This window comes from Nonomuraea sp. NPDC049421 (genome assembly GCF_040677005.1).
GTDB classification, from domain to species: domain Bacteria; phylum Actinomycetota; class Actinomycetes; order Streptosporangiales; family Streptosporangiaceae; genus Nonomuraea; species Nonomuraea salmonea.
The window spans coordinates 184,014-208,486 of the sequence record NZ_JBFAQA010000015.1 but is presented as its reverse complement, the minus strand read 5'-3'; the positions used below and the strand labels follow the sequence as shown (position 1 = coordinate 208,486).

Genomic DNA, 24,473 nt, shown 5'->3' with positions numbered 1-24,473 from the left:
TCCGGACCTCTCCACCAGCCCTCCAAGCCCCACCGCTGGAACGTGCCACCCCGGTCACGCCCCGCTGAGCGGAGATCTCCCCGATTGTGACAAAGGGGATAGAGCACTGCAGCGAGATCGCCGATTTGAATCTGGTTCTCTTCCCAGGGCCGGCGGACGTGGGCGCTGGGGAGGTGGGCGCTGGGGAGAGAGCCCGCGCCCACCCGCCGGACTACGGCAGAGCGGCGACGAGCTCCTGCACCGGCTTGCGGGCGCCGGTGTAGAAGGGGATCTCGACGCGGGTGTGGCGGCGGGCCTGGGCGCCGCGCAGCGTCCGCATGAGGTCGACGATCCTGTGCAGCTCGTCGGCCTCGAACGCCAGCATCCACTCGTAGTCGTTGAGCGAGAAGCAGGCCACCGTGTTGGCCCGCACGTCGGGGTAGTCGCGCGCCATCCTGCCGTGCTCGGCCAGCATCGCCCGCCGCTCGGAGTCGTCGAGGAGATACCACTCGTAGGAGCGTACGAACGGGTAGACGCTCACGTAGGCACGCGGCTCCTCCTCGGCAAGGAACGCCGGGATGTGCGACTTGTTGAACTCGGCCGGCCGGTGCAGCGCCATCGCCGACCAGACGGGCCTGCTGTGCCGGCCCAGCCGGGTGCGGCGGAACCTGGCGTAGACGTCCTGGAGGTCCTCGGGGGTGGGAGCATGCCACCAGAACATGAAGTCGGCGTCGGCCCTGAACCCGGCGACGTCGTAGACCCCCCTGGTCACGACGTCCTTGCCGGCCGCCTGGTCGAGCAGCTCCTGCACCTCGGCCGCCAGGCCGTCGCGGTCGCCTGGGCACGGCTCGGTCGCCTGGAAGACCGACCACATCGTGTAACGGATCACCTGGTTGAGATCGCGGGCTTTGAGCCGCGGAGCGCCCTCTGTCATGCTGCCTATTCTGCTCTCAGGGACAGGTGGTCCAGAATCCGGGCGGCGGCCGTGCGGGCGGTGCCGATGCAGGCGGGAATGCCGATGCCGTCGTAAGCCGCCCCGCACACCGCGAGGCCCGGCTCCATCGCGACGGCCGCCCGCACCCTGGCCACCCGGTCGAGGTGGCCCACGTTGTATTGCGGCAGCCCGCCGCCCCAGCGCGTCACCCTGCTGTCCACGGGCAGGCCGCGGGCGCCCATCACGTCGGCCATCTCGGCGGTGGCCAGCGCGACCAGCTCCACGTCGTCGCGCTGCAGCAGGTGCTCCTCGCCGACCCGGCCGATCGAGCAGCGCAGGATCACCAGGTCCTTCGACAGGTGCGGCCACTTCACCGAGCTGAACGTCACGGCCTTCACCGGCCGTCGCTCCACGGGCGGCACCAGGTAGCCGCTGGTGGCGGGCGGCTCGGGGAAGGCGTCGAGCGGGTAGGCGAGCGTGACGACGGCCATGCTGGCGTATTGGATGCGGGCCAGCTCGGCCGCCGCCTTGGGCGCCTCGGCCTTGAGCAGCCGGCTCGCCGCCGGGCCCGGCGTGGCCACGATGACCGCGTCCGCCTCCACCGTCTCTGGGCGCGGCACGGGGCCGGTCACCAGACGCCAGCCGGACTCGATGCGGTGCAGCTCCCGCACGGTGACGCCGGTCCTGATGTCGGCCTCCGACGCCTTCGCCACCGCCTCGGGCAGGCCGCCGACGCCGTTGCGCAGGGTCGTGAAGACCGGGCCCGCGTCCTTCGGCGCGTCCTCGACGAGGTGGCGGGTGGCGTTCAGCAGCGAACGCTCGGAACGTGCCACCGCCGCGATCCGCGGCATCGTCGCCTCCAGCGACAACATGTCGGCGCGGCCCGCGTAGACGCCGCCCAGCAGCGGCTCGACCAGCCGGTCCACCACCTCGGCGCCCATCCTGGCGCGGATGTAGGAGGCCACGGAGACGTCGGTGCGGACGAGCGTCGGGGGCAGGATCTGGTCGAGCGGCACGCGCAGCAGCCCGCCGGGCGAGACGATGCCGGACTTCGCCAGCTCCGCCAGATCCGCTGGCACGCCCATGACCTGACCCTTCGGCAGATGGCGGACGGCGCCGCGGCTGTAGACGGCGGAGCGGGTGGTGCCGGGGAAGACCAGGTCGCCGCCGAGGCCGACCGCTCTGGCCAGCTCCTTGCCCTCGGGACGGCGGGCCAGCATGGCCTCGGCGCCCCCGTCGACGCTCACCCCGGCGACCTCGGAGGCGTAGAGCTTGCCGCCGATGCGGGGCGAACCCTCCAGGACCGTCACCTTGACGCGCTCGCGCGCGCCCTGGCGGAGATACCAAGCCGCGGCGAGTCCGGAGATCCCCGCGCCGACGACGACCACGTGCGCCCGTTTCCCTTCCACGCCTCCAGACGCTACCGCCTCACGCCCCCGCTCACTTGCCCGGGGCAGAAGCTCCCGGCCCCGGGCAGGGGCTCCCGCCTCCGGATGCGCGCGCCTCCTCGGAACCGCTGCAAACGGACACCGCCGTGCGGCGAGCAGCCGATGCGTGGACTACGGCGAGAGCAGCGGGTCTCCGACACGCATGACGGCGCCGCGCCCGTGGGGGTTCCCTGAAGAGCATGAAGGCTCGGGGGCGTCAGGCGCGCACCCGCACGCGCAGGTGTCAGGCGTGTTCGTGGACCAGGTCCGTGAGGCGCTTGAGCTGGTCGGGGTCGGTGAAGGGGAGGACGCCGTGGCCGAGGTTGAAGACGTGGCCCTCGGCGGCGGCGCCGCGGCGGAGGACCTCGCGGGCCTTCTTCTCCACGACCTCCCACGGCGCGAGCAGGATGGCCGGGTCGAGGTTGCCCTGCAGGGCCTTGCCGGGGCCGACGCGGCGGGCGGCCTCGTCGAGGGGGACGCGCCAGTCGACGCCCACGACGTCGGCCCCCGCCTCGCCGAGCACGCCGAGCAGCTCGCCGGTGCCGACGCCGAAGTGGATGCGCGGCACCCCGGCGACGCCTTCGAAGATGCGCCTGGTGTGGGGCAGGATGAACTCGCGGTAGTCGTCGGGCGCGACGGCCCCCACCCACGAGTCGAACAGCTGCACGGCGGAGGCGCCCGCGGTGATCTGGATGCGCAGGTGCTCCAGCACGATGTCGGTCAGCTTCTCCATGAGCGCGTGCCACAGCTCGGGCGCCCCGTACATCATGGCCTTGGTGCGGTCGTGGTTCTTGGAGGGGCCGCCCTCGATGAGGTAGGAGCCGAGGGTGAAGGGCGCGCCGGCGAAGCCGATGAGCGGGGTGGAGCCGAGCTCGGCGGTGAGCGCCTCGATGGCCTCGGTGACGTAGGGGACGTCGCCGGGCTCCAGGGGGCGCAGCGCGTCGAGGCCCTTGGCGTCGCGGATGGGGTCGGCGACGACGGGCCCGACACCCGGCTTGATGTCGAGGTCGATGCCGATGGCCTTGAGCGGCACGACGATGTCGCTGAAGAAGATGGCCGCGTCGACGCCGTAGCGGCGGACGGGCTGCATGGTGATCTCGACGATCAGCTCGGGGGTGGCGCACGCCGTCAGCATGGGCACGCCCTCGCGGACCTTGTGGTACTCCGGCAGCGCACGTCCGGCCTGGCGCATGTACCAGACGGGGGTGTGCGGGACGGGCTGGCGGCGGCAGGCGCGCAGGAAGGCTGACTCGGCGAGGTTCACCTCACCAGGGTGCCATGTGGGGGGCGTGGTCAGGACACGGGTCCGAGGTGTCGGAAAAAGATGCATTGGACACCCCAAATCATGATCAGATAGCCAGATGAAGGTTTACCGGTCTGCTCGGCATCGGCATCCCCCACGGGTCCACCACACCCCATGCCCGCCCAGAGAGCCGGTCTCGACTGGGCCAAATGTTCCCCAAGGCACCGCGCGGCACCGATTCATCGACCACTTTCAGGACACGCCGAGCGCGTTGCGGGGAATTGTCAGCGGCTCATGCCAACGTCGGAGCCACGACCCGAAGAAAGGCCCCGGTTCGATGACTCGTGCGATGACCGCGTTGTGGAGTTCCCCAGAGCGCCGCAGTGAGCGCTGCCCGACCTGCGCCGGTGAGCGGCCGTTCGAGCAGCCGCCGTGCTTCGACGGGCACGAGCCCGGCCAGTGCCCCGAGTGGGCCTGCGTCGAGTGTGGTCACGCCCTCGTCTTCGGTGCCGCTGAGACCATCCGCCCGGTTCGCCAGCTGGTTACGGCAGCCACTTGATCACGAAGGATGAGCACCCCCGTGGTCCCCTTCCGCCCGTCTTCGACCTACGCTTCGGCTATGACGCTCGGTGACCAGCCGCCGCCTCCCGCCGTGTTCGCACGGGCCGCGGAGAGCATGCGGCTGGCCGAGGTGCGGCCGGAGATCGAGCTCGAGGACCTGCCCGCTCCCCAGCGGCTGGCCCCCTACTCGGCGGCCATCGGCGCGTCGGTCTACCGCGACGACGACGAGCTGGCGGTAGGCCGGCTGATCCTGCTCTACGACCCCGACGGCCAGCGCGGCTGGGAGGGGCCGTTCCGCCTGGTGGCCTACGTCAGGGCCGACATGGAGCCGGAGATCACCTCCGACCCGCTGCTCGGGCCGGTCGCGTGGAGCTGGCTGACCGAGGCGCTCGACGCCCACCAAGCCGACTACTCCGCCGCCGGCGGTACCGTGACTAGAGCCGTGTCCGAGGGGTTCGGCAACAAGGCCGACGATCCGGTCACGACCGAGCTGGAGTTGCGGGCGTCCTGGTCACCCGCACAGGAAGATCTGTCCGGCCATGTCGCCGCTTGGTGTGATCTGATGTGTCTGGCTGCGGGCATGCCGCCGCTCCCGCCCGACGTGGCCGCCCTGCCCCGTCGACGTGATGATCCGGAGAGTGACCGAACGAAGTGAGGGCACCAGTCAACACAGCACCTACGTCATGAGGTCGGTGAGCTCATGACAGAAGAACGCACCGTGGAGCCGCTGCTGGAGCCGCGGGAAGGCATCCCTCCCGTCATCGCCGACGCGGCCGGGCTGGCCGAGGTGGTGGAGAGGTTCGCGGCGGGCAGCGGCCCCGTCGCCGTCGACGCCGAGCGCGCCTCCGGTTACCGCTACGGCAACCGCGCCTACCTCGTGCAGTTGCGCAGGGCGGGCGCCGGCACCGCGCTGATCGACCCGATCGGCTGCCCCGACCTGTCCGCGCTCGACCAGGCCGTGTCCGGTGCCGAGATCGTGCTGCACGCCGCCTCGCAGGACCTGCCGTGCCTGCTGGAGGTCGGGTTCAGGCCGCGGACGATGTTCGACACCGAGCTGGCCGGCCGGCTGCTCGGCTACGAGCGGGTGGGCCTCGGCACGATGGTCGAGACCGTGCTCGGCCTGCGGCTGGAGAAGGGCCATTCGGCGGCCGACTGGTCCACCAGACCGCTGCCCGAAGACTGGCTGCGGTACGCCGCGCTCGACGTGGAGGTCCTCGTCGAGCTGCGCGACGTGCTGCACCAGGAGCTGGCCGAGACGGGGAAGCTGGAGTGGGCGCACGAGGAGTTCGCCGCCGTGCTCGACACCCCGCCGCCGGCGCCGCGCGCCGATCCCTGGCGCCGTACGTCGGGGATTCACAAGGTGCGCAACGTGCGGGCGCTGGCGATCGTGCGCGAGTTGTGGACCATGCGCGACCGCATCGCCCGTGAGGCGGACCTGGCGCCCGGACGGGTGCTGCCGGACGCGGCGATCGTGACGGCGGCGCTTGAGGGCCCGCGCACCAAGAAGGCATTGACCGAAATTTCGGCATTCACCGGACGCAGTGCCCGTCGGCACATGAGCGACTGGCTCGCCGCGGTCGCCCGCGCCCGCAACCTGCCCGACAGCCAGCTCCCCCAGCCCAGCACCCCGGGCGACGGCCCGCCGCCGCCCAACCGCTGGGCCGACCGCGACCCGGCCGCCGCCAAGCGGCTGGCCGCCGCCAGGGCCGTGGTCGCCGCGCTGGCCGACGAGCACCACATGCCCACGGAGAACCTGCTGCAGCCCGACGCCGTACGCAGGCTCACGTGGGAGCCGCCCGACGTGATCACCGACGAGAGCGTGACCGAGCGGCTGCGCGGGCTCGGGGCCCGCGAGTGGCAGCTCTCCCTCACCGCCCACCCCATCGCCAAGGCCCTGGCCCGGCTGGAGACCCGCGGCGAGGCGTAACCCCGGCCCCCGGGTGGGCAAACCCACCCGGGGGCCGAGGCCCGCCCCCGACCCGGGCCGATGTCCGGAGCCCATCCGGGCCGGAGGCCCGTCACATCCGTGGCCTCACCCGGGCCGCGGCCCCCGCCCAGACCGCATCCCCGGCCAGGTCGAGGCCCGCCACGCCGTCGCCCGATTCGGGCCTCTCGGCCTGCCGTGCCCGGGGTTCATCCGGGCGCAGGGGCGGTGCGGCGGGGGCGGGGCTCTTGACGCCCTCGGCAGGACGGCCTTACCGTTCGGGAAAGCGCTTTCCACCTGTTGTGCCTGAAGGGATCCTCATGAGCGTGCGCACCATCGGCGTCGTGATGAACGGCGTCACCGGACGGATGGGCTACCGCCAGCACCTGGTCCGTTCCGTCCTGGCCATCAACGAGCAGGGCGGCGTCACGCTCTCTGACGGCTCCAGAGTCGCCCTCAAGCCCGTCCTGGTCGGCCGTAATGCCGACAAACTTGCAGATATCGCTACGAAGCACGATATTTCGGATTTCACCACTGACCTCGACGCCGCACTCGCCGACGACGCCAACCTCGTCTACTTCGACGCCCAGGTCACCAGCGCCCGCGTCAAGGCCGTGCTCAAGGCCATCGAGGCAGGCAAGCACATCTACGCCGAGAAGCCCACCGCCGAGTCCACCCAGGAGGCGCTCGCGCTGGCCGAGGCCGCCGCAGCCAAGGGCGTCAAGAACGGCGTCGTCCAGGACAAGCTCTTCCTGCCCGGCCTGCTCAAGCTGAAGCGGCTGATCGACGGCGGCTTCTTCGGCCGCATCCTGTCGGTGCGGGGCGAGTTCGGCTACTGGGTGTTCGAGGGCGACTGGCAGGAGGCGCAGCGCCCGTCCTGGAACTACCGCTCCGAGGACGGCGGCGGCATCGTGCTCGACATGTTCCCGCACTGGCACTACGTGATGGAGAACCTGTTCGGCCGGGTGCAGTCGGTCTATGCGCGGGCGGTCACGCACATCCCGTCGCGCGTGGACGAGCAGGGCAACGCCTACCAGGCGACCGCCGACGACGCCGCGTACGGGATCTTCGAGCTGGAGGGCGGTATCGTCGCGCAGATCAACTCCTCCTGGGCGGTCAGGGTGAACCGGGACGAGCTGGTCGAGTTCCAGGTGGACGGCACGCACGGCAGCGCCGTCGCGGGCCTGCGCAACTGCCGCGTCCAGCACCGCTCGGCCACGCCCAAGCCGGTCTGGAACCCCGACCTGCCCGCCACCGCGCGCTTCCGCGACGGCTGGCAGGAGGTGCCGGACAACGCCGAGTTCGACAACGGGTTCAAGGTGCAGTGGGAGCGGTTCATCCGGCACGTGCTGGAGGACGCGCCCTTCCCGAACGACTTCGCCTCGGGCGCGAGGGGCGTGCAGCTTGCCGAGCTGGGGCTGCGTTCCAACGCCGAGGGCCGCAGGATCGAGGTGCCGCAGCCGTGAGGATCGAACTTCCCGGATTCGGGTCCTATCCCCTGCGTGAGCAGGGGGCGTGGCCTGTCGAGAGCGCGCCGGCGAGCGGGCGCATCGCGTACGCCGCCGCGCACGTCGTCGCCGACCCCCTCGGTGACAACACGCCGGGCTCACCGGCCGCCGTCGACTGGGACGCGACCCTGCGCTTCCGCCGCCACCTGTGGTCGCACGGGTTGCGGGTGGCCGACGCCATGGACACCGCGCAGCGCAACATGGGTCTCGACTGGGCCGCGACCCAGCAGCTGATCAGGCGCAGTGCCGCCGAGGCCCGCGCGTTCGGCGACCCGGCCACGCTCGTCTCGTGCGGGGCGGGCACCGACCACGCGCCGGGCGCCGCCGACCTGGACGCGATCACGGGAGCGTATGCCGAGCAGATCGAGACCGTGCAGTCGGCGGGCGCGGGCGTGATCATCATGGCCTCCCGCCAGCTCGCCGCGGTCGCCTCGGGCCCGCAGGACTACCACAGGGTGTACGGCAAGCTGTTCGGCCTGGCCGACCGCCCGGTGATCCTGCACTGGCTGGGCGAGATGTTCGACCCGAACCTGGCCGGCTACTGGGGCTCGCCCGACGTGGACGCGGCCACGAACGCGTTCCTGGAGCTGATCCACGCGCACGCCGCGCAGGTGGACGGCGTGAAGGTGTCGCTGCTTGACGAGGACCACGAGGTACGGCTGCGCGCCGCGCTGCCCGAGGGCGTCAAGCTCTACACCGGCGACGACTTCAACTACCCGTCGCTGATCAGGAGCGGCTCCCACGCGCTGCTCGGCATCTTCGACGCGATCGCGCCGGCCGCCGCGGCGGCGCTGCGCACCCTGGACGCCGCCGAGTCGGCCGATGACGCGGCCGAGCGGGAGCGGCTGCTGACCGCGTACGACGAGATCCTGGCCCCGACCGTCACCCTGTCGCGCAAGATCTTCGAGGCGCCGACCTATCACTACAAGACCGGCATCGTCTTCCTGGCCTGGCTGAACGGCCACCAGGACGCGTTCGCCATGGTGAACGGAGCCCAGTCGGCGCGCTCGCTGCTGCACCTGTCGGAGGTGTTCCGCCTGGCCGACCAGGCGGGGCTGCTGGGCGACCAGGAGCTGGCCGTGCGCAGGATGCGGGCGCTGCTGGCGGTGAACGGCCTGTGAGCCTGTCGCTGAACCAGTGGACGACCCGGCGCTGGTCGCTGGCCGAGGCGGTGGACGGCTGCGTCCGTCACGGTCTGGAGGCGATCGGGCTGTGGCGGGAGAAGGTCGAGGAGCAGGGCCTGGCGGAGAGTGTCAAGCTGGTACGCGCGGCCGGGCTGCGGGTGTCGTCGCTGTGCCGGGGCGGCTTCCTGACCGCGGGCGGCCTGCCCGGCGAGGAGGGCAGGGCGGCCTTCGCCCGCGCCCTGGACGACAACCGGCGGGCCATCGACGAGGCGGCCGAGCTGGAGGCGGCCTGCCTGGTGATGGTGGTGGGCGGCCTCCCGGGCGTGCGGCCCGGTGAGGCGCTGCCCGAGGGGTTCACCCGTGACCTGGCGGGCGCGCGGGAGCGGGTGGCCGAGGCGCTGGCGGAGCTGGCCCCGTACGCCGGCGAGCGCGGCGTCAAGCTGGCACTGGAGCCGCTGCACCCGATCTACTGCCCCGACCGGGCGGTGCTGTCCACGCTCGGCCAGGCGCTGGAGCTGAGCCTGCCCTACCCCGAGGAGCAGGTCGGGGTGGTCGTGGACACCTTCCACGTGTGGTGGGACCCGCGCCTGGCGGCGGACGTCGCGCGGGCGGGCAGCAGGATCGCGAGCTACCAGGTGTGCGACTACCTGCATCCGCTGCCGGCGGACGTGCTGCTCGGGCGGGGGATGATGGGCGACGGCGTGATCGACTTCCCGCCGATCACGCGCGCCGTCCAGGCCGCCGGGTACGCGGGCGACGTCGAGGTCGAGATCTTCAACGCCGACGTCTGGGCCGCCGACCCCGACGAGGTGGTGGCCACGATGAAGGCCCGCTACGAGGAGCTGGTGCTCCCCTAGAAGTCAGGAGAGCGTGACGGTGCCGGCGGCGCCGTTCACGGTGATCTCCTGGCCGCTCTCGACGCGGTGGGTGGCGTCGGGGACGCCGACGACGGCGGGGATGCCGTACTCCCTGGCCACCACCGCGCCGTGCGACATCGCGCCGCCCATCTCCATCACCAGCCCGCCCGCCGTCAGGAACAGCGGCGTCCAGCCGGGGTCGGTGGAGGGGCAGACGAGGATCTCGCCCGGCTCCAGGTGGGCGCCATGCGGGTCGAGGACGACGCGGGCGGTGCCGGTGACCGTGCCGGGCGAGGCGGGCGTGCCGGTGAGCGCGCCGGGGTCGGCGGTGGCGGCGGCGAGCGCCTCGGGCTCGGTGCCGTCGGAGAGCAGCACCCTGGGCACGTGCCTGCGGCGCCGTTCCCGCTCGTGCGTCGTCCGCCGCTCGGCCACCAGCCCCCGCAGGTCGCCGCCCTTCAGCGCGGCCCTGGTCTCGCGCAGGTCGAGGAAGAACACGTCGTCGGCCCGGTCGAGCACGCCCAGGCCCACGAGGTGCTCCCCTACCGCGAACAGGCTGCGCCGGACCCCGGCGAGCGTCTTGACCAGGTAGAACTTGGGCAGTTCGCGCAGCCCGGCGTAGTGGCGGGTGCGGCCGAGCGCCCACCGCACGAAGGGGGCGCGCCACCGCGCGCGGCGTCCGGCCCGCGCGGCCAGCTCGCCGATCCTCCGCTTCGCCTCCCGCGTGCCCTTCTCGAACAGCTCGGCCGGGGTGAGCCCGCCGTCCATGCGCAGGTAGTTGGCCAGCACGCCGAGGAGGTGGCCTGGCTCCTCGGACCAGCGCGGTACGCCGACGTCGATCTCGGCGACGCCGCGGTGGCCGTATTTCGCGAGGAACGCGGTGACCTCGCGCTGGGCGACCGGCGGCAGCTCGCCCTCCTGGAAGCGGCGGACCAGCTCGGGGACCGGCAGCTCGCGGAACGGCTCAGGCTCGACGCGGGTGGCGAGGTGCCACAGCTCCAGGTCCATCTCGGTGGTCGGGTTGTGGGGCACGCTGCGCAGGACGTCGCTCATCTCGTCGAGCGGGACGCCCGACAGCCGGGCCGACAGCGCGTAGAGGGCGTAGCCGGTGATCGCGGTCGGCATGATCCTGATGATCAGCGGGAACAGCCGGGCGAGCACGTACTGGGCGTGGTCGAGGCGCTGGGCGGGGGTGGCGGAGGCGGGCACGCGCAGGCGCCGGTCCAGCTCGGCGCCGATCGCCACGCTGTGGGCCAGAGCCCGGCGCGGGCTGGTCAGCGCCACCCAGAAGCGCACGGGCAGCCGCAGGTTGGCGGCGAAGCGCAGGAACCTTCGCAGGAACGGCCGCACGGAGCCGCGTGCGGGCGCCAGGCGCGGGTCCTCGAACAGGCCCTGCATGATGCTCACGGCCCTGGCCTCGCCGAGCGTCAGCGCGCGCGGCAGGATGGCGCGGCCCGGCCCGCTGCGTACGGCGGCGGTGATGTCGAGCCAGGCTCGCTCGCCCGACACCGCGACGAACCCCGCGCCGTCGAGCGGGTCGGCGGGGGCGTTCCCGGCCAGCCCGGCCCCGCCCGCGCTGATCAGCCGGACCGCCGCCACGCCCATCGGCGTCAGCGGCCCCATCACGCCCTGCACGACGTTGACCGACAGGTAGACCCGCAACCCAGGCCGCGTGGTCTCGGGCAGGGGGTAGAGCGTGGTGATGGGCCTGGCCTGGGTGAGCCAGAGCGTGCCCGCGGCGTCGATGGCCCACTCGGTGTCCTGAGGAGCGCCGTAGTGGTCCTCGACGCGGGCGCCGAGGTCGGCCAGGCGGCGTACCTCGTCGTCGGTCAGGCACAGCTCGCCCTGCGCGGTCTCGACGCGCTCGGTGCCGCCGCCGGGGACCGCCCTGATGGCCAGCGCCTTGTCCCCGGCGCTGCGTTCGAGGACGCGGCCGTCGCGGAAGCGGAAGCGGTCGGGGTTGACGGCGCCGGAGACCACCGCCTCGCCGAGCCCGGGGTTCGCGTCGATGACGATCTCGCGCCGCCGCCCGGTGACGGGGTTGGCGGTGAACATCACGCCCGCCACGCGGGCGTCCACCATCTCCTGGACGACCACCGCCAGCCGGACGGCGGCGTGGTCGATGCCGTTGGACTCGCGGTAGGAGAGCGCGCGGTCGGTCCACAGCGAGGCCCAGCAGCGGCGTACGGCCGTTAAGAGCGCCTCCTCCCCCACCACGTTGAGGAAGGTGTCCTGCTGGCCGGCGAAGCTGGCGAACGGCAGGTCCTCGGCGGTGGCGGAGGAGCGCACCGCCACCGGCACGTCGTCCCCGAGCTCCCGGTACGCCCCCGCGATCGCCGCCCGCACGTCCTCCGGCATCGGCGCTTCCAGCAGGTGCCGCCTGGCCCGCTCGGCCGGCGCGGGCCCGCCGGTGTCGAGCCCTTCCGCGACCCGCCGGTACGCCTCCGTCGTGAGCACCCACCCGGGCGGCACCGGCAGGCCAGCCCCGGTCAGCTCGCCGAGGTTGGCCGCCTTGCCGCCCACCTCGGCGAGCATCCCCGCGTCGATCTCGGCGAAGCTCAGGATGGTCTTCATCGCGTGTCCCCCTGCCGTCTGGCGTCCTGCCCCCTAGTGTCACGCTTCCCCGGCAAGAATTCAACACGCGATGAATCTAGATCTCCAAGGGAGCCCCGTCCAGGTTCCAGGAGGGGTCCACCGGCACGCCCAGCGCGGCCAGCGCCGTCGGGGCGACGTCCACCAGCCGGGGCGCGTCGAGGGCGCGTCCGCCCAGGTCGTGCCCCAGCCGGTGGAGCACCACGAAGACCGTACGCTCCTCGTCGGAGGTGCCGCCGTGGCCGCCCGCGTCCACGTGACCGTGGTCGGTGGTGACCAGCACCGTCCAGCTCTCGCGGGCGTAGGAGGGGCGGGCGCGGATCGTGTCGAGCAGCCGGCCGAGCTGGGCGTCCTGGGTGTGCAGGGCGGCGGCGTACTCGGGGCAGTGGGGGCCGAGCGCGTGGGCGACCTCGTCGGTGTCGCCGAGGTAGACGAAGACGGCGCCCGGGTCGCCGTCCGCCAGGTGGCGTACGGCCGCCGCGGTGACCTGGGCGTCGGACTCCGACCAGCCGACGGTGTAGCCGTCGAGCACGAAGCGGTGGCCGATGGCGGGGCCGAACGCGCCGTGCTCGGCGAGCGCGTCCCAGGAGAAGAAGGCGGCGGTGGCCAGGCCGGGGCGGGCGGCGGCGGCGCGCGTCAAGAAGTCCGGATATTTCAGGAAGCGGGGGTCGGTGAACGCGTTGTCCACCACGCCGTGCTTGTCCGGCCAGACGCCGGTGGCGATCGACGACCAGCCCGGTCCCGAATCCGTACGCGACGCGATCACCCGCCCGGCCTCCTCCGGCTCGGGACTCTTGGGCACGACCTCGCCGGGCGACTCCGTACGAGGCGTGCCGGCCTCGCCGTACGGAAGCTTGCTGGTGCCGTACGCACCGGAGGACATCAGGCCGGTCAGGACGGGGGCGCCGAGCGCGACCAGCCGGTCGTAGCGGAGCCCGTCCATGCCGACGACGAGCACCTTGTTGTTCAGAGCGGACATGCCCCTAACTCAACACCACCGACATGTCCGGCCTACCACCGGAAGGCGGTCAGGAGGAGAAGCGGCGCACCCAGCCCGCCGCGCCCGGCAGGATCTCCTCGACCGGCGCGACCTGCGGATACCAGGTGCGCTCCCACTCCAGCGACACCCACCCGTCGTAGCCGGCCGCGCGCAGCAGCTCGCCCGCCTCCTCCAGCGGCACCGTGCCCGTGCCCATGGGCACCGGGGTCGTGTCCTGCTCGGAGACCGCGTCCTTGACCTGCACGTATGCGAGGTAGGGGCCCAGCTCGGCCAGCGTGCGGGCGGGCGGCTCGCCGTGCCGCCACGGGTGCAGCAGGTCCCAGATCGCGCCCGTCGCGCCGGGGCAGGCCGCCTCGGCGAGCAGCGCGGCCACGGCGGCGCCGGTCGCCATCGCGTCGTGCGTCTCGACCAGCACGCGGCGGCCCAGCTCGGCGGCCGTACCGGAGGCCGCCTTGAGCCGGCGGGCGCCCACGGACGGATCGCCGCCGCGCGGGAACACCCGCACGCCGGGCGCGCCGAGGTCGGCGGCGAGGCGCAGGTCGGCGACGAGCGCCTCGACCACCTGCTCGTCCGGCCCCGGCTCGCAGATGCCGACATATCCGGCGAGCGCGGAAATCTCCAGGCCCGCCGCCGTAATCCGCTCCCGTACGGACGCCCGCTCCCGCGCGTCCAGCCCCGCGTGCACCCCGGTGTCGGGATGCAGCCGCAGCTCCAGCCCCTGGCACCCATGCCCCGCGGCGATCTCGATCGCCCTGTCGAGGTCCTCGCCCGGCATGCCCAGCGTGCTGACCGCCAGCCTCACACCATCCTCCTGACGCTCTCGCGGAGCACGACCTCGCCGGCGACCTCCTCGACCACCACCGGGTCGGTCTCGTTGAGCGCCAGTTCGAGCGCGCGTGCCCCCATGTCCTGCAACGGCAGCCGTACGGTCGACAGCGCGGGCACATGATCACGCAGCGTCACGATGTCGTCGAACCCGGCCACCGACACGTCCTCAGGCACCCGCACCCCGCGCTCCCTGTAAGCCGCGAGCGCGCCCACCGCCATCACGTCGTTGACCGCGAACACGCAGGTGGCGTCGCCGACCTGCTGGGCCGCGGTGTAGCCGCCGTCGCGGTCGAAGGGCCCGTGGATGACCTGCGGCGCGGGCAGCCCCAGCTCGGCGAGCGCCGCGGCGAAGCCGGCGCTGCGGTCGGCGGCGGTCACCAGGTGCGGCGGTCCGGCCAGCACCGCGAACCTGGTGTGGCCCAGCCCCGCCAGCGCCCTGGCGAGCTCGGCGGCGCCCTGCCGGTTGGCGGGCGCGACGGTGTCGACGCCGAGGAGGTCCTGTCCGACGCAGGCCGCCCGGCCGCCGCCCGCCTGGTAGCGGGCCAGCTCGTCGCGCAGCCGGCCGGTGACGGCGGGGTCGGCGACCCGGGAGCCGACGAGCAGCACGGCGCGCACCCGCTGGGCGTGCAGCGTGGAGAGGTAGGCGATCTCCTGCTCGGGATCGCGGTGCGTGGTGCCGACCATGACCAGCAGGCCGTGGGTGGCCGCCGCGCGCATCGCGCCGTCGGCCAGGGCCGCGAAGTAGGGGTCGGTCAGGTCGTGCACGACGATGCCGATGACGTTGCTCGCCCCTCTGGCCAGCGTCTGGGCGGCGATGTTGGCCCGGTAGCCGAGCTCGTCCGCGGCCCGCTCGACGCGGGCCCGGAGTGTCGCGCCCACCTGGCGGGTGCTGCCGTTGAGCACCCGCGAGGCGGTCGCGAGCGAGACGCCCGCCTGCTTGGCGACGTCCTCAAGCGTGACCACGAGACCTCCCGGTAAGCGGTTTCCACAGCTGCCTGACCGGCACCTGGACCCGCATACTGCCATGTCCAGGGCCGGCGGCAACAGGATGCCCCACCGGGGAGGCGGCTCTCCACTCCGGCTCTCCACTCCGGGCCCGCCCTCCGGGAGGAGGCGGGCGGGCAGGTCAGAACCAGGGGAAGAGGATGTCGAGCAGGCCGCCGCCCTTGTCCTCCTGCACCGGCGCCTCGGTCGCCGACTCCACCGGGTTGCCGGAGGTCGACTCCTGCGCGTTGTCCTGCTGCTGGGAGCTGGAGTCGTTCCTGTTCGTGGTCGTGTTGTCGTTGATGCGCGTGGGGCCGTCGTCCGACTGGCGCTCGGGCTCGCGGGTGGGCCGCTCGGTCTTCTCCTGAGCGTCCTGCTCCCCGCGCTGCGCCCTGGTCGGGGTGGCCGACGGCTCGCGGGTCGGCCGCTCGCGCTGCTGCTGGGCGGGCGGGGTGCTCGCGGTGGGCCGGTTCGGCTGACCGGCCGTGTCGCCCGTGTCGCTGGTGTCACCCGTGTCGGCGGTGTCACCCGTGTCGCCGGTGTCGCCGGTGTCGTCGGTGGCCTCGTCCGTGGGCTCGGTCTCCTCCTCGACCGGCGTCTCCTCCTCGGGGGCGGCGTCGGTCGGCGAGGACACCTCGCCGGCGCTGGCGCAGGAGGCGCCCGCGCATGGGTCGTCGGAGGAGGTGCCGGTGAGCATCCAGCCGGCGCCGACGCCGAGCAGCACCACCGCGGCCGCCGCGACCAGCAGCAGCCTGGTACGGCGGCGCACCTCGCCCTCGCCGTCACCGGAGTGCCCGTCGTAGGAGCCGCGCGAGCTCCTGGGCTCGCGGGCGTCGCCGGAGTCGTCGGTCCAGCCGGAGCCGAGGAAGCCGCGCTTGGGCCGGTCGTCGTCGGCGTCGTCGTCGCGCGTGGGGTCGTAGCCGCGGTCGAGCGGCAGGTACGCGTTGTCGTCCTCGATCGCGTGCGGTCCGCTGTAGTCGTCCACGCGGTGCGGCCCGCTGTAACCGTCGATGGGCTGCGGTCCGCTGTAGTCGTCGGCGGCCAGGTCGTACGGTCCGCTCGGCCCGCCGAATTCACGCCCGCCGAGCACGTCGTCCGCCGCGCCGTAGCCGGCGTACTCGCGCGAGCCCGCGTCACGGCCGCCCTGGTCGTAGCCGCTCAGCACATCGTCGCCCCCACCGAGCACGTCGTGCACGTCGCGCCGGTCACCACCGGAGCCGAGCACGTCGTGCGGGTCGTCCAGCACGTCGCGCGGCGGGTCGTCGAGCACGTCACGCCTGCTCGGGTCCGGCAGGATGTAGGTCTCGTTGCCGCTGACCTGGATGGCGGGCTGCTCGTCGGTGTCATCGGTGCTCCACCGCGGAGACAGCACGTCACCCGTCATCAACTCCGGGTTCAACGACCTACCCTGCCCATCGTCGTACGGCCTGTCGTTCTCGTCGCGCGCCACGGGGAACCTCTCTAGTGCGTATTCGGACCGCGCCCCTTCCTACCACTACTTGTCCGGAAATTTCACTTGTTTCGCTAAAACTACTCTCCGTAACATTCGCCCCAATGGTGTTTCGGCGTCCCACTGCCCGGGTATGGCCAGCTGATCGTCCGACCAATGCCAGCTCCCCGCTAAATGTTTTGGAACGAGCTCAAAGGCAGGGATTCGTCTTGGTGTCGACGACCTTGTCCTTGAGCGACTCGGGAATCGCCGACAGCACGCGGACCCCCGGCCAGTCCTTGCCGATGACGAGCTGGATGACCGGCCCCGTCGGCGTCTTGGCCGGCGGAGTCTTGGCGGCGTACGGCTGCGAGATCGTCGCCTTGATCTTGCCCTGCACGGGCGTGCGCTTGTCCTTCGACAGCCGGGCCGCCACCGCGTCACCGTAGGCCGGGCCGTCGGCCGCGTCCTTCTTGGCGTACCTGATGGTGGTGGTCGGGGTGGGGGCGGCGTTGCCGACCTGCGCCACCACGAACCCCTGGGCGGCGAGCGCGTCGGCCACCTGCAGCGCCTTGCCCTCCTCGCCGGAGCCGTTGAGCACCTGCAGCCGCACCTGCTCGCGCTTGACCTCGGGCGCGGCGGACTTGCCCGGCGTGGGCGCCTTGGTGACCTCGACGTCGTTGCGCACGTTCTCGAAGAAGTCGCGGGCGGCCGGCTGGGCGAACTGCACGCGGTTCTTGTCCTGCGGCCACGGCTCCGTCGGCACGGTGATGCCCTTGAGCTCCTTGGCCGTCATGCCGCGCACGCTGTTGGCGATCTCCAGCATGCGCTCGAGGGTGAGCCCCTCGTCCACGGTCACGGACTTGGTGGCGGCGCGCAGGAAGTCGTTGAGCCCGCCGGGGTCGGTGAGCAGGCCGCCGTCGGTGATCTTCTTCATGACCTGCTGCAGGAACACCTGCTGGCGCTGGATGCGGCTCAGGTCGCTGCCGTCGCCGAGCGCGTAGCGGGTCCGTACGTACCCCAGCGCCTGCTCGCCCTTCACCACGTGCTTGCCGGCGCCGAGCACCAGCTTGGCCTTGGGGTCGTTGACCGGCTTGGGCAGGCAGATCTCGATGCCGCCGATGGCGTCCACGATGCCCTTGAAGCCGGTGAAGTCGACCTTCACGAAGTGGTTGATCTTGATGTTGGTGAGGGACTCGAGGGTCCGCGCCGTGCACTCGATGCCGCCCTCGTTGAAGGCCGCGTTGATCTGTTTGATCCCGGGCGGCAGCACGCCGCCGTTGGGTCCCTGACACTCCGGGACGAGCACCATGGAGTCGCGCGGGAAGCTGATCATGGTGGCGTTGTCCCGGTTCGGGGAGATGTGCAGCAGCATGATCGTGTCGGTGCGCTCGCCGAGGTGCTGCGACTTGGGGCCGTACTTCTTGTTGTCGCCCTCGCGCGAGTCGGAGCCCACCAGCAGCACGTTGAGCGCGCCGGTCTCGGGCGGGCGGCTCTTGCCCACGTTGAAGGGCCGGCGGTCGATGCCGCTGTCGAGGTAGCGGTAATAGGCGTAGCCGCCGATCGTGGCGATCACCAGCACGAGGGTCAGCGCCACGCTGACCCAGCCGAGCGGCGTGAGCGGGTTCTTGCGAGGCTGTGACCTGCGCCTTCCGCCCGATGGCGGAGGCGGCGGCGGTGGTGGCGGCGGAGGCGGTTGAGGGGGCGGCGGAGCGACCCGCCGACCCAGAACCGCTTCGTCGTGCCGGTCCCTCATGCGGTTCACCCCTCGCGCCATGATCGCGAAGCATAGTCACAAATGCCGAGCGACGAGTATGACTCCTCGCATCATGTCAAGGTTCGTACGCCGCCATGGGGAAGAGCGTGACCCGAAGGCCAGTCCTGCGTTACCTCAGCGAGGGCTCCATCCAAAGCGCCCGAACACCGGGCGGCACCACGCACGGTGACGTCATCATGACGTCATGCTTCTGACCGAGATGGCTCCTCCTCCCGGCGCCCAGGAGCTGGCCGGGCTGCGTGCCCGTGCCAGGTCCGCGCGGCGCGGCGCCCTCGTGGCGCTCACCGCCTCGATCGCGCTGCTCACCACCGCCCAGCTGCTCGCCGACCGGGCCGCGACGCGGGAGCAGACGCTCCCGCTCGCGGTGCTGTCGCTCGCCGTCTTCGCCGCCGCCCTGCCCGCGATGGCGATCACCCAGTACGTCTGGGGCGCCCGCGCCCGCCGGGTCCGCGAGCGCGAGCACGAGCTGTACGCCGCCGCCTTCTCCGGCCGCGCCCGCCCGCTGGCCCGGCTGGCGGTGGCCGGCTGCTGGGCGGTGACGCTGTTACTCGGCTGGACCGTTCCCCGGTTGTTCGGCCAGGCCGCCCAGTACGGCCTGGCCGACGCGCTGAGCGCCGTCACCGACGCGATGGCCTGGGCCTCGATGGGCGCCGGCGCGCTGTTCCTGCCGTGGTGGGCCCGCGACGCCGCCCTGACGGTGACGCGCGTCCTGCGGGCGGGCGGATCGCCCGGCGACCCCTGGGACCCCGGGCGGAGCGCCCGCCCGCGCGAGGGCGCGATGCTGTGGACGGGCGCGGCCGTGGCGATCGCCGCCCTGCTCGGAGCCCGCGCCCACCTCTGGGAGCCAGCCACGGGCATCGTCTACGGCCTGCTCACCACCGCCCTCGTCTGCGGCGTGGTTACTGACGAGTAGCATTAGGCACGGAACCCCTGCTAACTACGAGGAGCGAATCCGTGCCTTCCTCTCGTGACGTCGTGTTCGTCGACGGCGTGCGCACGCCTTTCGGCAGGTCAGGGCCGAAGGGTCTGTACGCGGAGACCCGCGCCGACGACCTGGTCGTCCGCGTCATCCGCGAGCTGATCCGGCGTAACCCCGGCCTGCCGCCCGAGCGCGTGGACGAGGTCGCCATCGCCGCGACCACCCAGACCGGCGACCAGGGCCTGACCATCGGCCGCTCGGCCGCCGTGCTGGCCGGCCTGCCCAAGAGCGTGCCGGGCTACGCGATCGACCGCATGTGCGCGGGCGCGATGACCGCGGTGACCACGGTCGCCGGCGGCATCGCGTTCGGCGCGTACGACGTCGCGATCGCCGGCGGCGTCGAGCACATGGGCCGCCACCCGATGGGCGAGGGCGTCGATCCCAACCCGCGGTTCCTGTCGGAGCGGCTGGTGGACCCGAGCGCCCTGGTCATGGGCATGACCGCGGAGAACCTGCACGACCGCTACCCCTCCATCGGCAAGGAGCGCGCCGACGCGTACGCGGTGCTCTCGCAGGAGAAGGCGGCCAAGGCGTACGCCGACGGCAAGATCCAGCCCGACCTCGTGCCGACCGCGATCAGGACCGCCGAGAAGGGCTGGGGCCTGGCCGTCGAGGACGAGGCGCCCCGCCCCGGCACCACCATGGAGGGGCTGAGCGGGCTCAAGACGCCGTTCAGGCCGCACGGGCACGTCACGGCGGGCAACTCCTCCGGCATCAACGACGGCGCCACCGGGTGCGTGGTCGCCGCCCGCGAGGTCGCCGAGGAGCTGGACCTGACGCCGAAGATGCGGCTGGTGTCGTACGCGTTCGCGGGCGTCGACCCCGAGGTCATGGGCGTCGGACCGATCCCGTCCACCGAGCGGGCGCTGCGCCTGGCGGGGCTGGACATCTCCGACATCGGGCTGTTCGAGATCAACGAGGCGTTCGCCGTTCAGGTGCTGGCCTTCCTTGAGCACTTCGGCATCGCCGACGACGACCCGCGCGTCAACCCGTACGGCGGCGCGATCGCCTACGGCCACCCGCTCGCCTCCTCGGGCGTGCGGCTGATGACGCAGCTCGCCCGGCAGTTCGGCGAGCGTCCCGACGTGCGTTACGGCATCACCACCATGTGCGTCGGCATGGGCATGGGCGGCACCGTGATCTGGGAGAACCTGGCATGAGCGAGTTCGAGACCTGGCGGTCGCTGCTGAGCGAGCGCAACACCGACGAAGTCGTCACCAAGGCGCTGGTCCGCGACGTGCGGCTGCCGTACGGCGCGGGCACGATGGCGCTGATCACCCTGGACAACGGCTTCGACCACACCAAGCCCAACACCTTCGGCCCGCACGGCCTGTTCGCGCTCAACGGCGCCCTGTCGGAGATCGCCGCGCGCACCGACCTGGTGGCCGTGGGCGTGACGGGCAAGCCGTTCATCTTCGCCGTCGGCGCCGACCTCAAGGGCGCCGCCTCGGTGACCTCCCGCGAGGAGGCCAAGGCGATCGGCGCGCTCGGCCACCACGTGTTCCGGCGGCTCGGCGAGCTGGGCATCCCGTCGTTCGCGTTCGTCAACGGCGCGGCCATGGGCGGCGGCCTGGAGATCGCGCTGCACTGCTCCTACCGGACGATCTCCGCGGGCGTGCCCGCGGTGGCGCTGCCGGAGTGCTTCCTCGGGCTGGTGCCCGGCTGGGGCGGCACGCAGCTGCTGCCCCGCCTCATCGGGCCGCAGAAGGCGGTCAAGCTCATCATCGAGAACCCGCTGTCCAACAACCGCATGATCAAGGGCAGGGAGGCGTACGAGCTGGGCGTCGCCGACGCGATGTTCGAGCCCGCCGACTTCCTGGAGGAGTCGCTGCGCTGGGCCGCCCGCGTCGTCAAGGGCGAGGTGACGGTGGAGCGGCCGGCCCACGACGGCTGGGAGAAGGCCGTGGCCGACGCGCGGTTCCTGGTGGACATGAAGCTGCGGGGCGCGGCGCCCGCGCCGTACCGGGCGCTCGACCTGATCGCGCTGGCCGAGACCGCCTCCAGGGACGAGGGCTTCGCCGCCGAGGACGAGGCGCTGGCCGACCTGCTCATGAGCGACGAGCTGCGGGCCGGGCTCTACTCCTTCGACCTCGTGCAGCGCCGCGCCAAGCGGCCCGCGGGCGCGCCCGACCCGTCGCCGGCCCGCAAGGTCACCAAGGTCGGTGTGGTCGGCGCGGGGCTGATGGCCTCGCAGATGGCGCTGCTGTTCGCCCGCCGCCTGGAGGTGCCGGTCGTGCTGACCGACCTCGACCAGGCCCGCCTGGACAAGGGCGTGGGCTACGTGCACGGCGAGGTGGACAAGCTGCTCGCCAAGGGCCGCGTCTCGGCCGACCAGGCCAACCGCCTCAAGTCGCTGGTCAGCGGCTCGCTCACCAAGGACGCCTTCGCCGACGCCGACTTCGTCATCGAGGCCGTCTTCGAGGACCTGGCGGTCAAGAAGCAGGTGTTCGCCGAGGTCGAGGCCGTCGTCCCGGCGGAGTGCGTGCTGGCCACCAACACCTCGTCGCTGTCGCTGACCGCCATGGGCGCCGACCTCAAGCACCCCGAGCGGCTGGTCGGCTTCCACTTCTTCAACCCGGTCGCCGTCATGCCGCTGCTGGAGATCGTCAGGGGCGCGGCCACCGACGACGCCACGCTGGCCACCGCCTTCGCCGTCGGCAAGACGCTGAAGAAGTCGTCGGTGCTGGTCAAGGACGCGCCGGCGTTCGTGGTCAACCGGCTGCTCACCTGCTTCATGGGCGAGGTCGTCGCGGCCGTGGACGAGGGCACGCCGCTGGAGACCGCCGAGCACGCGCTCGACGGCCTCGGGCTGCCGATGACGCCGTTCGCGCTGCTGCAGCTCGTCGGCCCGGCCGTCGGCCTGCACGTGGCCGAGACGCTGCACGAGGCGTTCCCCGACCGGTTCGGCGTCTCGGAGAACATGGCCAAGCTCGTCGAATCGGGCAAGCCGGGCGTCTACCTGCCCGACTTCACGCTCGACCCCGAGGCGGTCGCGCTGTTCGCCGGCGGCGCCTCGCCGTCCACCGCCGAGCAGGTGCGCGAGCGGGTGCTGGCCGCGCTGGCCCGTGAGATCCGCATCATGCTGGACGAAGGCGTGGTGGCGGCGCCGCAGGACATCGACCTGTGCATGATCCTCGGCGCGGGCTGGCCGTTCCACCTCGGCGGCATCACGCCGTATCTCGACCGCACCGGCGTCGCCAAGCCCCGTTTCCTCGCGCCGGGCGTGGCGTCCGTACCGGCCCGATTTTAAGCTCGCTTGAGGAGGTCCGTACGCGGACCTCCTCTCCTCTTCACCGGATCCGTCGTAGCGTTTGGTGCCGTCCTACGAACGGAGAGTAACCATGATGAGAGCAGCAGGCACCCTCATGCTCTGCGCCGCCCTCCTGGCCACGTCGTCCTCCCCCGTGCTGGCCGCGGCAGCCCCCAAGGCTCGTCTCAAGGTCGTCTACGGGGTCAAGGGCGGCGGCGCCAAGTCGGCCTACCTCAACTGCGCCCCCACCGGCGGCACCCACCCCAACGCGCGGGCCGCCTGCCGCCTGCTCAAGCAGGCCGGCGGCGACCCCGCCAAGCTCAACGTCAAGCCCGACGCCGCCTGCACCCGCGAGTTCCAGCCGCACGCCGCCGTGATCGTCGGCACCTGGTACGGCAAGAACGTGCGCTGGGGCAAGGTCTACGTCAACGGCTGCCACATGCGCGCGGCCACCGGAGCGGTCCTCGCGCTCTGACCGCCCCTTGGCCCTCTGGCCGCTCCTCACTCACCCGAGGAGCGCCAGGGGGCCGCGGTCCTGCTGTGCCGGTAGCCGTAGGCGAAGTAGAGCACGATCCCGATGGCCATCCAGACCAGGAACCGCAGCCACGTCTGCACCGGCAGGTTGAGCATCAGATAGAGGCAGGCCAGCACCGACAGGATCGGCAGCACGGGCACCAGCGGCGCGCGGAAGGCCCGCGGCAGGTCGGGCCGCGTCCGCCGCAGGATGATCACCCCCAGCGAGACGACCACGAACGCGAACAGCGTGCCGATGTTGACCAGCTCGGCCAGCTCCCCGAACGAGACGAACCCGGCCAGCGCCATCGTGACGAGCCCGATGATGATCGTCAGCCGCGCCGGGGTGCCGAACGTGGGGTGCACCACCGCCAGGGAGCGCGGCAGCAGCCCGTCGCGGCACATCGCGAACAGCACCCGGGTCTGGCCCAGCAGCAGCACCAGCACCACGGTCGTCAGGCCGGCGATCGCGCCCACGCTGATGATCGTGGCCAGCCACGGCTGGCCCACCGAGATGAACGCGTCCGACAGCGGCGCCGCCTCGCTCAACTGGCTGTACTTCTGCATGCCGACCACGACGAGCGAGACCGCGACGTACAGGACCGTGCAGATGGCCAGCGAGCCGATGATGCCGCGCGGCACGTCGTGCTGCGGCTCGATGGTCTCCTCCGCGGCGGTGGCGACGATGTCGAAGCCGATGAAGGCGAAGAACACGATCGCCGCGGCCGAGAAGATGCCGATCACGCCGAACGCCACCGGCTCGAGGCCGAAAAGCACCTGCACGAGCGGCGCCTGCAACCCCTCCACGCGCGGCGTGGGGATCGGGTCGGGGATGAACGGCGTGTAGTTCGCGCCGTTCACGAAGAACAGGCCCGCCACGATCACCAGCAGCACCACCGCGATCTTGGTGATCACCAGGATGAGGTTGACCCGTGAGGACAGCTTGATCCCGGCCACCAGCACCGCCGTGAGGATGAGCACGATCAGCACGGCCGGCACGTTGACCACCGGATCGGCGCCCGCGATCGAGGCCGGCAACTCCAGGCCGAGCGAGGCCAGCAGCGAGGCGAAATAGCCCGACCAGCCGACCGACACCACGGCGGCGGCCAGCGCCAGCTCCAGGATCAGGTCCCACCCGATCACCCAGGCGGGGAACTCGCCCAGGGTCGCGAAGGAGAAGGTGTAGGCCGACCCGGCGACCGGGATGGTGGAGGCGAACTCCGCGTAGCACAGCGCGGCGAGCCCGCACACGATGCCCGCGACGACGAACGAGACCGCCACGGCGGGGCCCGCCACGTCTCTGGCGACCTGTCCGGTCAGCACGAAGATCCCGGTGCCGACGATCACGCCGATGCCGAAGACGGTGAGGTCCGTGGCGGTCAGGCGCTTGCGCAGCTGGTGCTCGGGGGCTTCGGTGTCGCGGATCGACTGTTCGACGCTCTTCGTGCGAAAGATGTCCACCGGGTGATCCTTCCCCCACCCAGAGTGATCATTCTCGCGAGCGCCTGCTCCGCTGGAGCTCCTGATGCACGGCGGTGATCGCTCCCGATCACCGCCGCGACAGGCT

The 24,473-nt window shown here is 72.2% G+C and carries 19 protein-coding genes; 9 read left to right on the top strand and 10 right to left on the bottom strand.

The features are described 5' to 3' along the window. Positions 1-211: 211 nt before the first annotated feature. The 3 genes from hemQ to hemE form a co-directional block, all read right to left on the bottom strand. Entirely contained in the window at positions 212-913 is a 702-nt protein-coding gene (gene hemQ / locus AB0K18_RS25880; RefSeq protein ID WP_355427777.1) for a hydrogen peroxide-dependent heme synthase, read from the bottom strand. Positions 914-918: 5 nt separating this feature from the next. Then, positions 919-2,322, bottom strand: a complete 1,404-nt coding sequence (gene hemG, locus AB0K18_RS25875) for a protoporphyrinogen oxidase (protein ID WP_364918741.1) — start codon at positions 2,320-2,322, stop codon at positions 919-921. A 262-nt stretch (positions 2,323-2,584) separates the two neighbouring features. Continuing rightward, positions 2,585-3,604, bottom strand: coding sequence for a uroporphyrinogen decarboxylase (gene hemE / locus AB0K18_RS25870; RefSeq protein WP_364918739.1), 1,020 nt, complete (start codon positions 3,602-3,604; stop codon positions 2,585-2,587). Between the two features lie 598 nt (positions 3,605-4,202). On the opposite strand from hemE, the gene AB0K18_RS25865 reads away from it, so the two are divergent. The 5 genes from AB0K18_RS25865 (at position 4,203) to AB0K18_RS25845 (ending at position 9,557) form a co-directional block, all read left to right on the top strand. Then, the gene (locus AB0K18_RS25865; protein WP_364918736.1) at positions 4,203-4,799 is read left to right on the top strand and encodes a DUF3000 domain-containing protein; all 597 of its coding nucleotides are present in this window, start codon (positions 4,203-4,205) and stop codon (positions 4,797-4,799) included. 45 nt (positions 4,800-4,844) lie between these two features. After that, positions 4,845-6,071: a ribonuclease D gene (locus AB0K18_RS25860; protein WP_364918734.1), complete on the top strand. Its 1,227-nt coding sequence runs from the start codon at positions 4,845-4,847 to the stop codon at positions 6,069-6,071. Positions 6,072-6,388: 317 nt separating this feature from the next. After that, positions 6,389-7,534: a Gfo/Idh/MocA family oxidoreductase gene (locus tag AB0K18_RS25855; protein ID WP_364918731.1), complete on the top strand. Its 1,146-nt coding sequence runs from the start codon at positions 6,389-6,391 to the stop codon at positions 7,532-7,534. Further along, positions 7,531-8,697 (top strand): dihydrodipicolinate synthase family protein, encoded by a 1,167-nt coding sequence (locus AB0K18_RS25850; RefSeq protein ID WP_364918728.1) that lies wholly within the window; start codon positions 7,531-7,533, stop codon positions 8,695-8,697. Before AB0K18_RS25855 ends, AB0K18_RS25850 begins: the two co-directional genes overlap by 4 nt. After that, entirely contained in the window at positions 8,694-9,557 is an 864-nt protein-coding gene (locus tag AB0K18_RS25845) for a sugar phosphate isomerase/epimerase (RefSeq protein ID WP_364918725.1), read from the top strand. Before AB0K18_RS25850 ends, AB0K18_RS25845 begins: the two co-directional genes overlap by 4 nt. Positions 9,558-9,560: 3 nt before the next feature. Here AB0K18_RS25845 and AB0K18_RS25840 read toward each other — a convergent pair whose 3' ends face one another. From AB0K18_RS25840 to AB0K18_RS25815, 6 genes are all read right to left on the bottom strand, one after another. Continuing rightward, positions 9,561-12,128 carry a PEP/pyruvate-binding domain-containing protein gene (locus AB0K18_RS25840; protein ID WP_364918722.1) on the bottom strand — a complete coding sequence of 856 codons (2,568 nt, stop codon included), beginning with the start codon at positions 12,126-12,128 and terminating at the stop codon, positions 9,561-9,563. Positions 12,129-12,204: 76 nt separating this feature from the next. After that, positions 12,205-13,125, bottom strand: a complete 921-nt coding sequence (locus AB0K18_RS25835; RefSeq protein WP_364918719.1) for an alkaline phosphatase family protein — start codon at positions 13,123-13,125, stop codon at positions 12,205-12,207. Between the two features lie 49 nt (positions 13,126-13,174). Beyond that, complete coding sequence (locus tag AB0K18_RS25830) at positions 13,175-13,948, bottom strand: sugar phosphate isomerase/epimerase family protein (RefSeq protein ID WP_364918717.1); 774 nt, start codon at positions 13,946-13,948, stop codon at positions 13,175-13,177. Next, the gene (locus AB0K18_RS25825) at positions 13,945-14,937 is read right to left on the bottom strand and encodes a LacI family DNA-binding transcriptional regulator (RefSeq protein WP_364918715.1); all 993 of its coding nucleotides are present in this window, start codon (positions 14,935-14,937) and stop codon (positions 13,945-13,947) included. Before AB0K18_RS25825 ends, AB0K18_RS25830 begins: the two co-directional genes overlap by 4 nt. Positions 14,938-15,100: 163 nt before the next feature. After that, positions 15,101-16,357 (bottom strand): hypothetical protein, encoded by a 1,257-nt coding sequence (locus AB0K18_RS25820; RefSeq protein WP_364918712.1) that lies wholly within the window; start codon positions 16,355-16,357, stop codon positions 15,101-15,103. A gap of 241 nt (positions 16,358-16,598) precedes the next feature. Further along, entirely contained in the window at positions 16,599-17,984 is a 1,386-nt protein-coding gene (locus tag AB0K18_RS25815) for an LCP family protein (protein ID WP_364918710.1), read from the bottom strand. A gap of 364 nt (positions 17,985-18,348) precedes the next feature. On the opposite strand from AB0K18_RS25815, the gene AB0K18_RS25810 reads away from it, so the two are divergent. The 4 genes from AB0K18_RS25810 to AB0K18_RS25795 all read left to right on the top strand — a co-directional run bounded on the left by AB0K18_RS25810 (position 18,349) and on the right by AB0K18_RS25795 (position 22,868). After that, positions 18,349-19,077: a hypothetical protein gene (locus AB0K18_RS25810; protein WP_364918708.1), complete on the top strand. Its 729-nt coding sequence runs from the start codon at positions 18,349-18,351 to the stop codon at positions 19,075-19,077. A gap of 62 nt (positions 19,078-19,139) precedes the next feature. Beyond that, positions 19,140-20,303 (top strand): thiolase family protein, encoded by a 1,164-nt coding sequence (locus tag AB0K18_RS25805; RefSeq protein WP_364918818.1) that lies wholly within the window; start codon positions 19,140-19,142, stop codon positions 20,301-20,303. Next, positions 20,300-22,393: a 3-hydroxyacyl-CoA dehydrogenase NAD-binding domain-containing protein gene (locus tag AB0K18_RS25800; RefSeq protein ID WP_364918705.1), complete on the top strand. Its 2,094-nt coding sequence runs from the start codon at positions 20,300-20,302 to the stop codon at positions 22,391-22,393. Before AB0K18_RS25805 ends, AB0K18_RS25800 begins: the two co-directional genes overlap by 4 nt. Positions 22,394-22,484: 91 nt before the next feature. Continuing rightward, the gene (locus tag AB0K18_RS25795) at positions 22,485-22,868 is read left to right on the top strand and encodes an SSI family serine proteinase inhibitor (RefSeq protein WP_364363796.1); all 384 of its coding nucleotides are present in this window, start codon (positions 22,485-22,487) and stop codon (positions 22,866-22,868) included. Positions 22,869-22,894: 26 nt separating this feature from the next. On the opposite strand, the gene AB0K18_RS25790 is transcribed toward AB0K18_RS25795, so the two are convergent. Then, the gene (locus AB0K18_RS25790) at positions 22,895-24,367 is read right to left on the bottom strand and encodes an amino acid permease (protein ID WP_364918703.1); all 1,473 of its coding nucleotides are present in this window, start codon (positions 24,365-24,367) and stop codon (positions 22,895-22,897) included. Positions 24,368-24,473 lie beyond the last annotated feature (106 nt).

Bases quoted from the DNA above. Each gene is read 5' to 3' on its own strand.
- hemQ (WP_355427777.1), bottom strand. From the start codon at position 913: ATGACAGAGGGCGCTCCGCGGCTCAAAGCCCGCGATCTCAACCAGGTG.
- AB0K18_RS25865 (WP_364918736.1), top strand. From the start codon at position 4,203: ATGACGCTCGGTGACCAGCCGCCGCCTCCCGCCGTGTTCGCACGGGCC.
- AB0K18_RS25860 (WP_364918734.1), top strand. From the start codon at position 4,845: ATGACAGAAGAACGCACCGTGGAGCCGCTGCTGGAGCCGCGGGAAGGC.
- AB0K18_RS25855 (WP_364918731.1), top strand. From the start codon at position 6,389: ATGAGCGTGCGCACCATCGGCGTCGTGATGAACGGCGTCACCGGACGG.
- AB0K18_RS25840 (WP_364918722.1), bottom strand. From the start codon at position 12,128: ATGAAGACCATCCTGAGCTTCGCCGAGATCGACGCGGGGATGCTCGCC.
- AB0K18_RS25835 (WP_364918719.1), bottom strand. From the start codon at position 13,125: ATGTCCGCTCTGAACAACAAGGTGCTCGTCGTCGGCATGGACGGGCTC.
- AB0K18_RS25810 (WP_364918708.1), top strand. From the start codon at position 18,349: ATGCTTCTGACCGAGATGGCTCCTCCTCCCGGCGCCCAGGAGCTGGCC.
- AB0K18_RS25800 (WP_364918705.1), top strand. From the start codon at position 20,300: ATGAGCGAGTTCGAGACCTGGCGGTCGCTGCTGAGCGAGCGCAACACC.
- AB0K18_RS25795 (WP_364363796.1), top strand. From the start codon at position 22,485: ATGATGAGAGCAGCAGGCACCCTCATGCTCTGCGCCGCCCTCCTGGCC.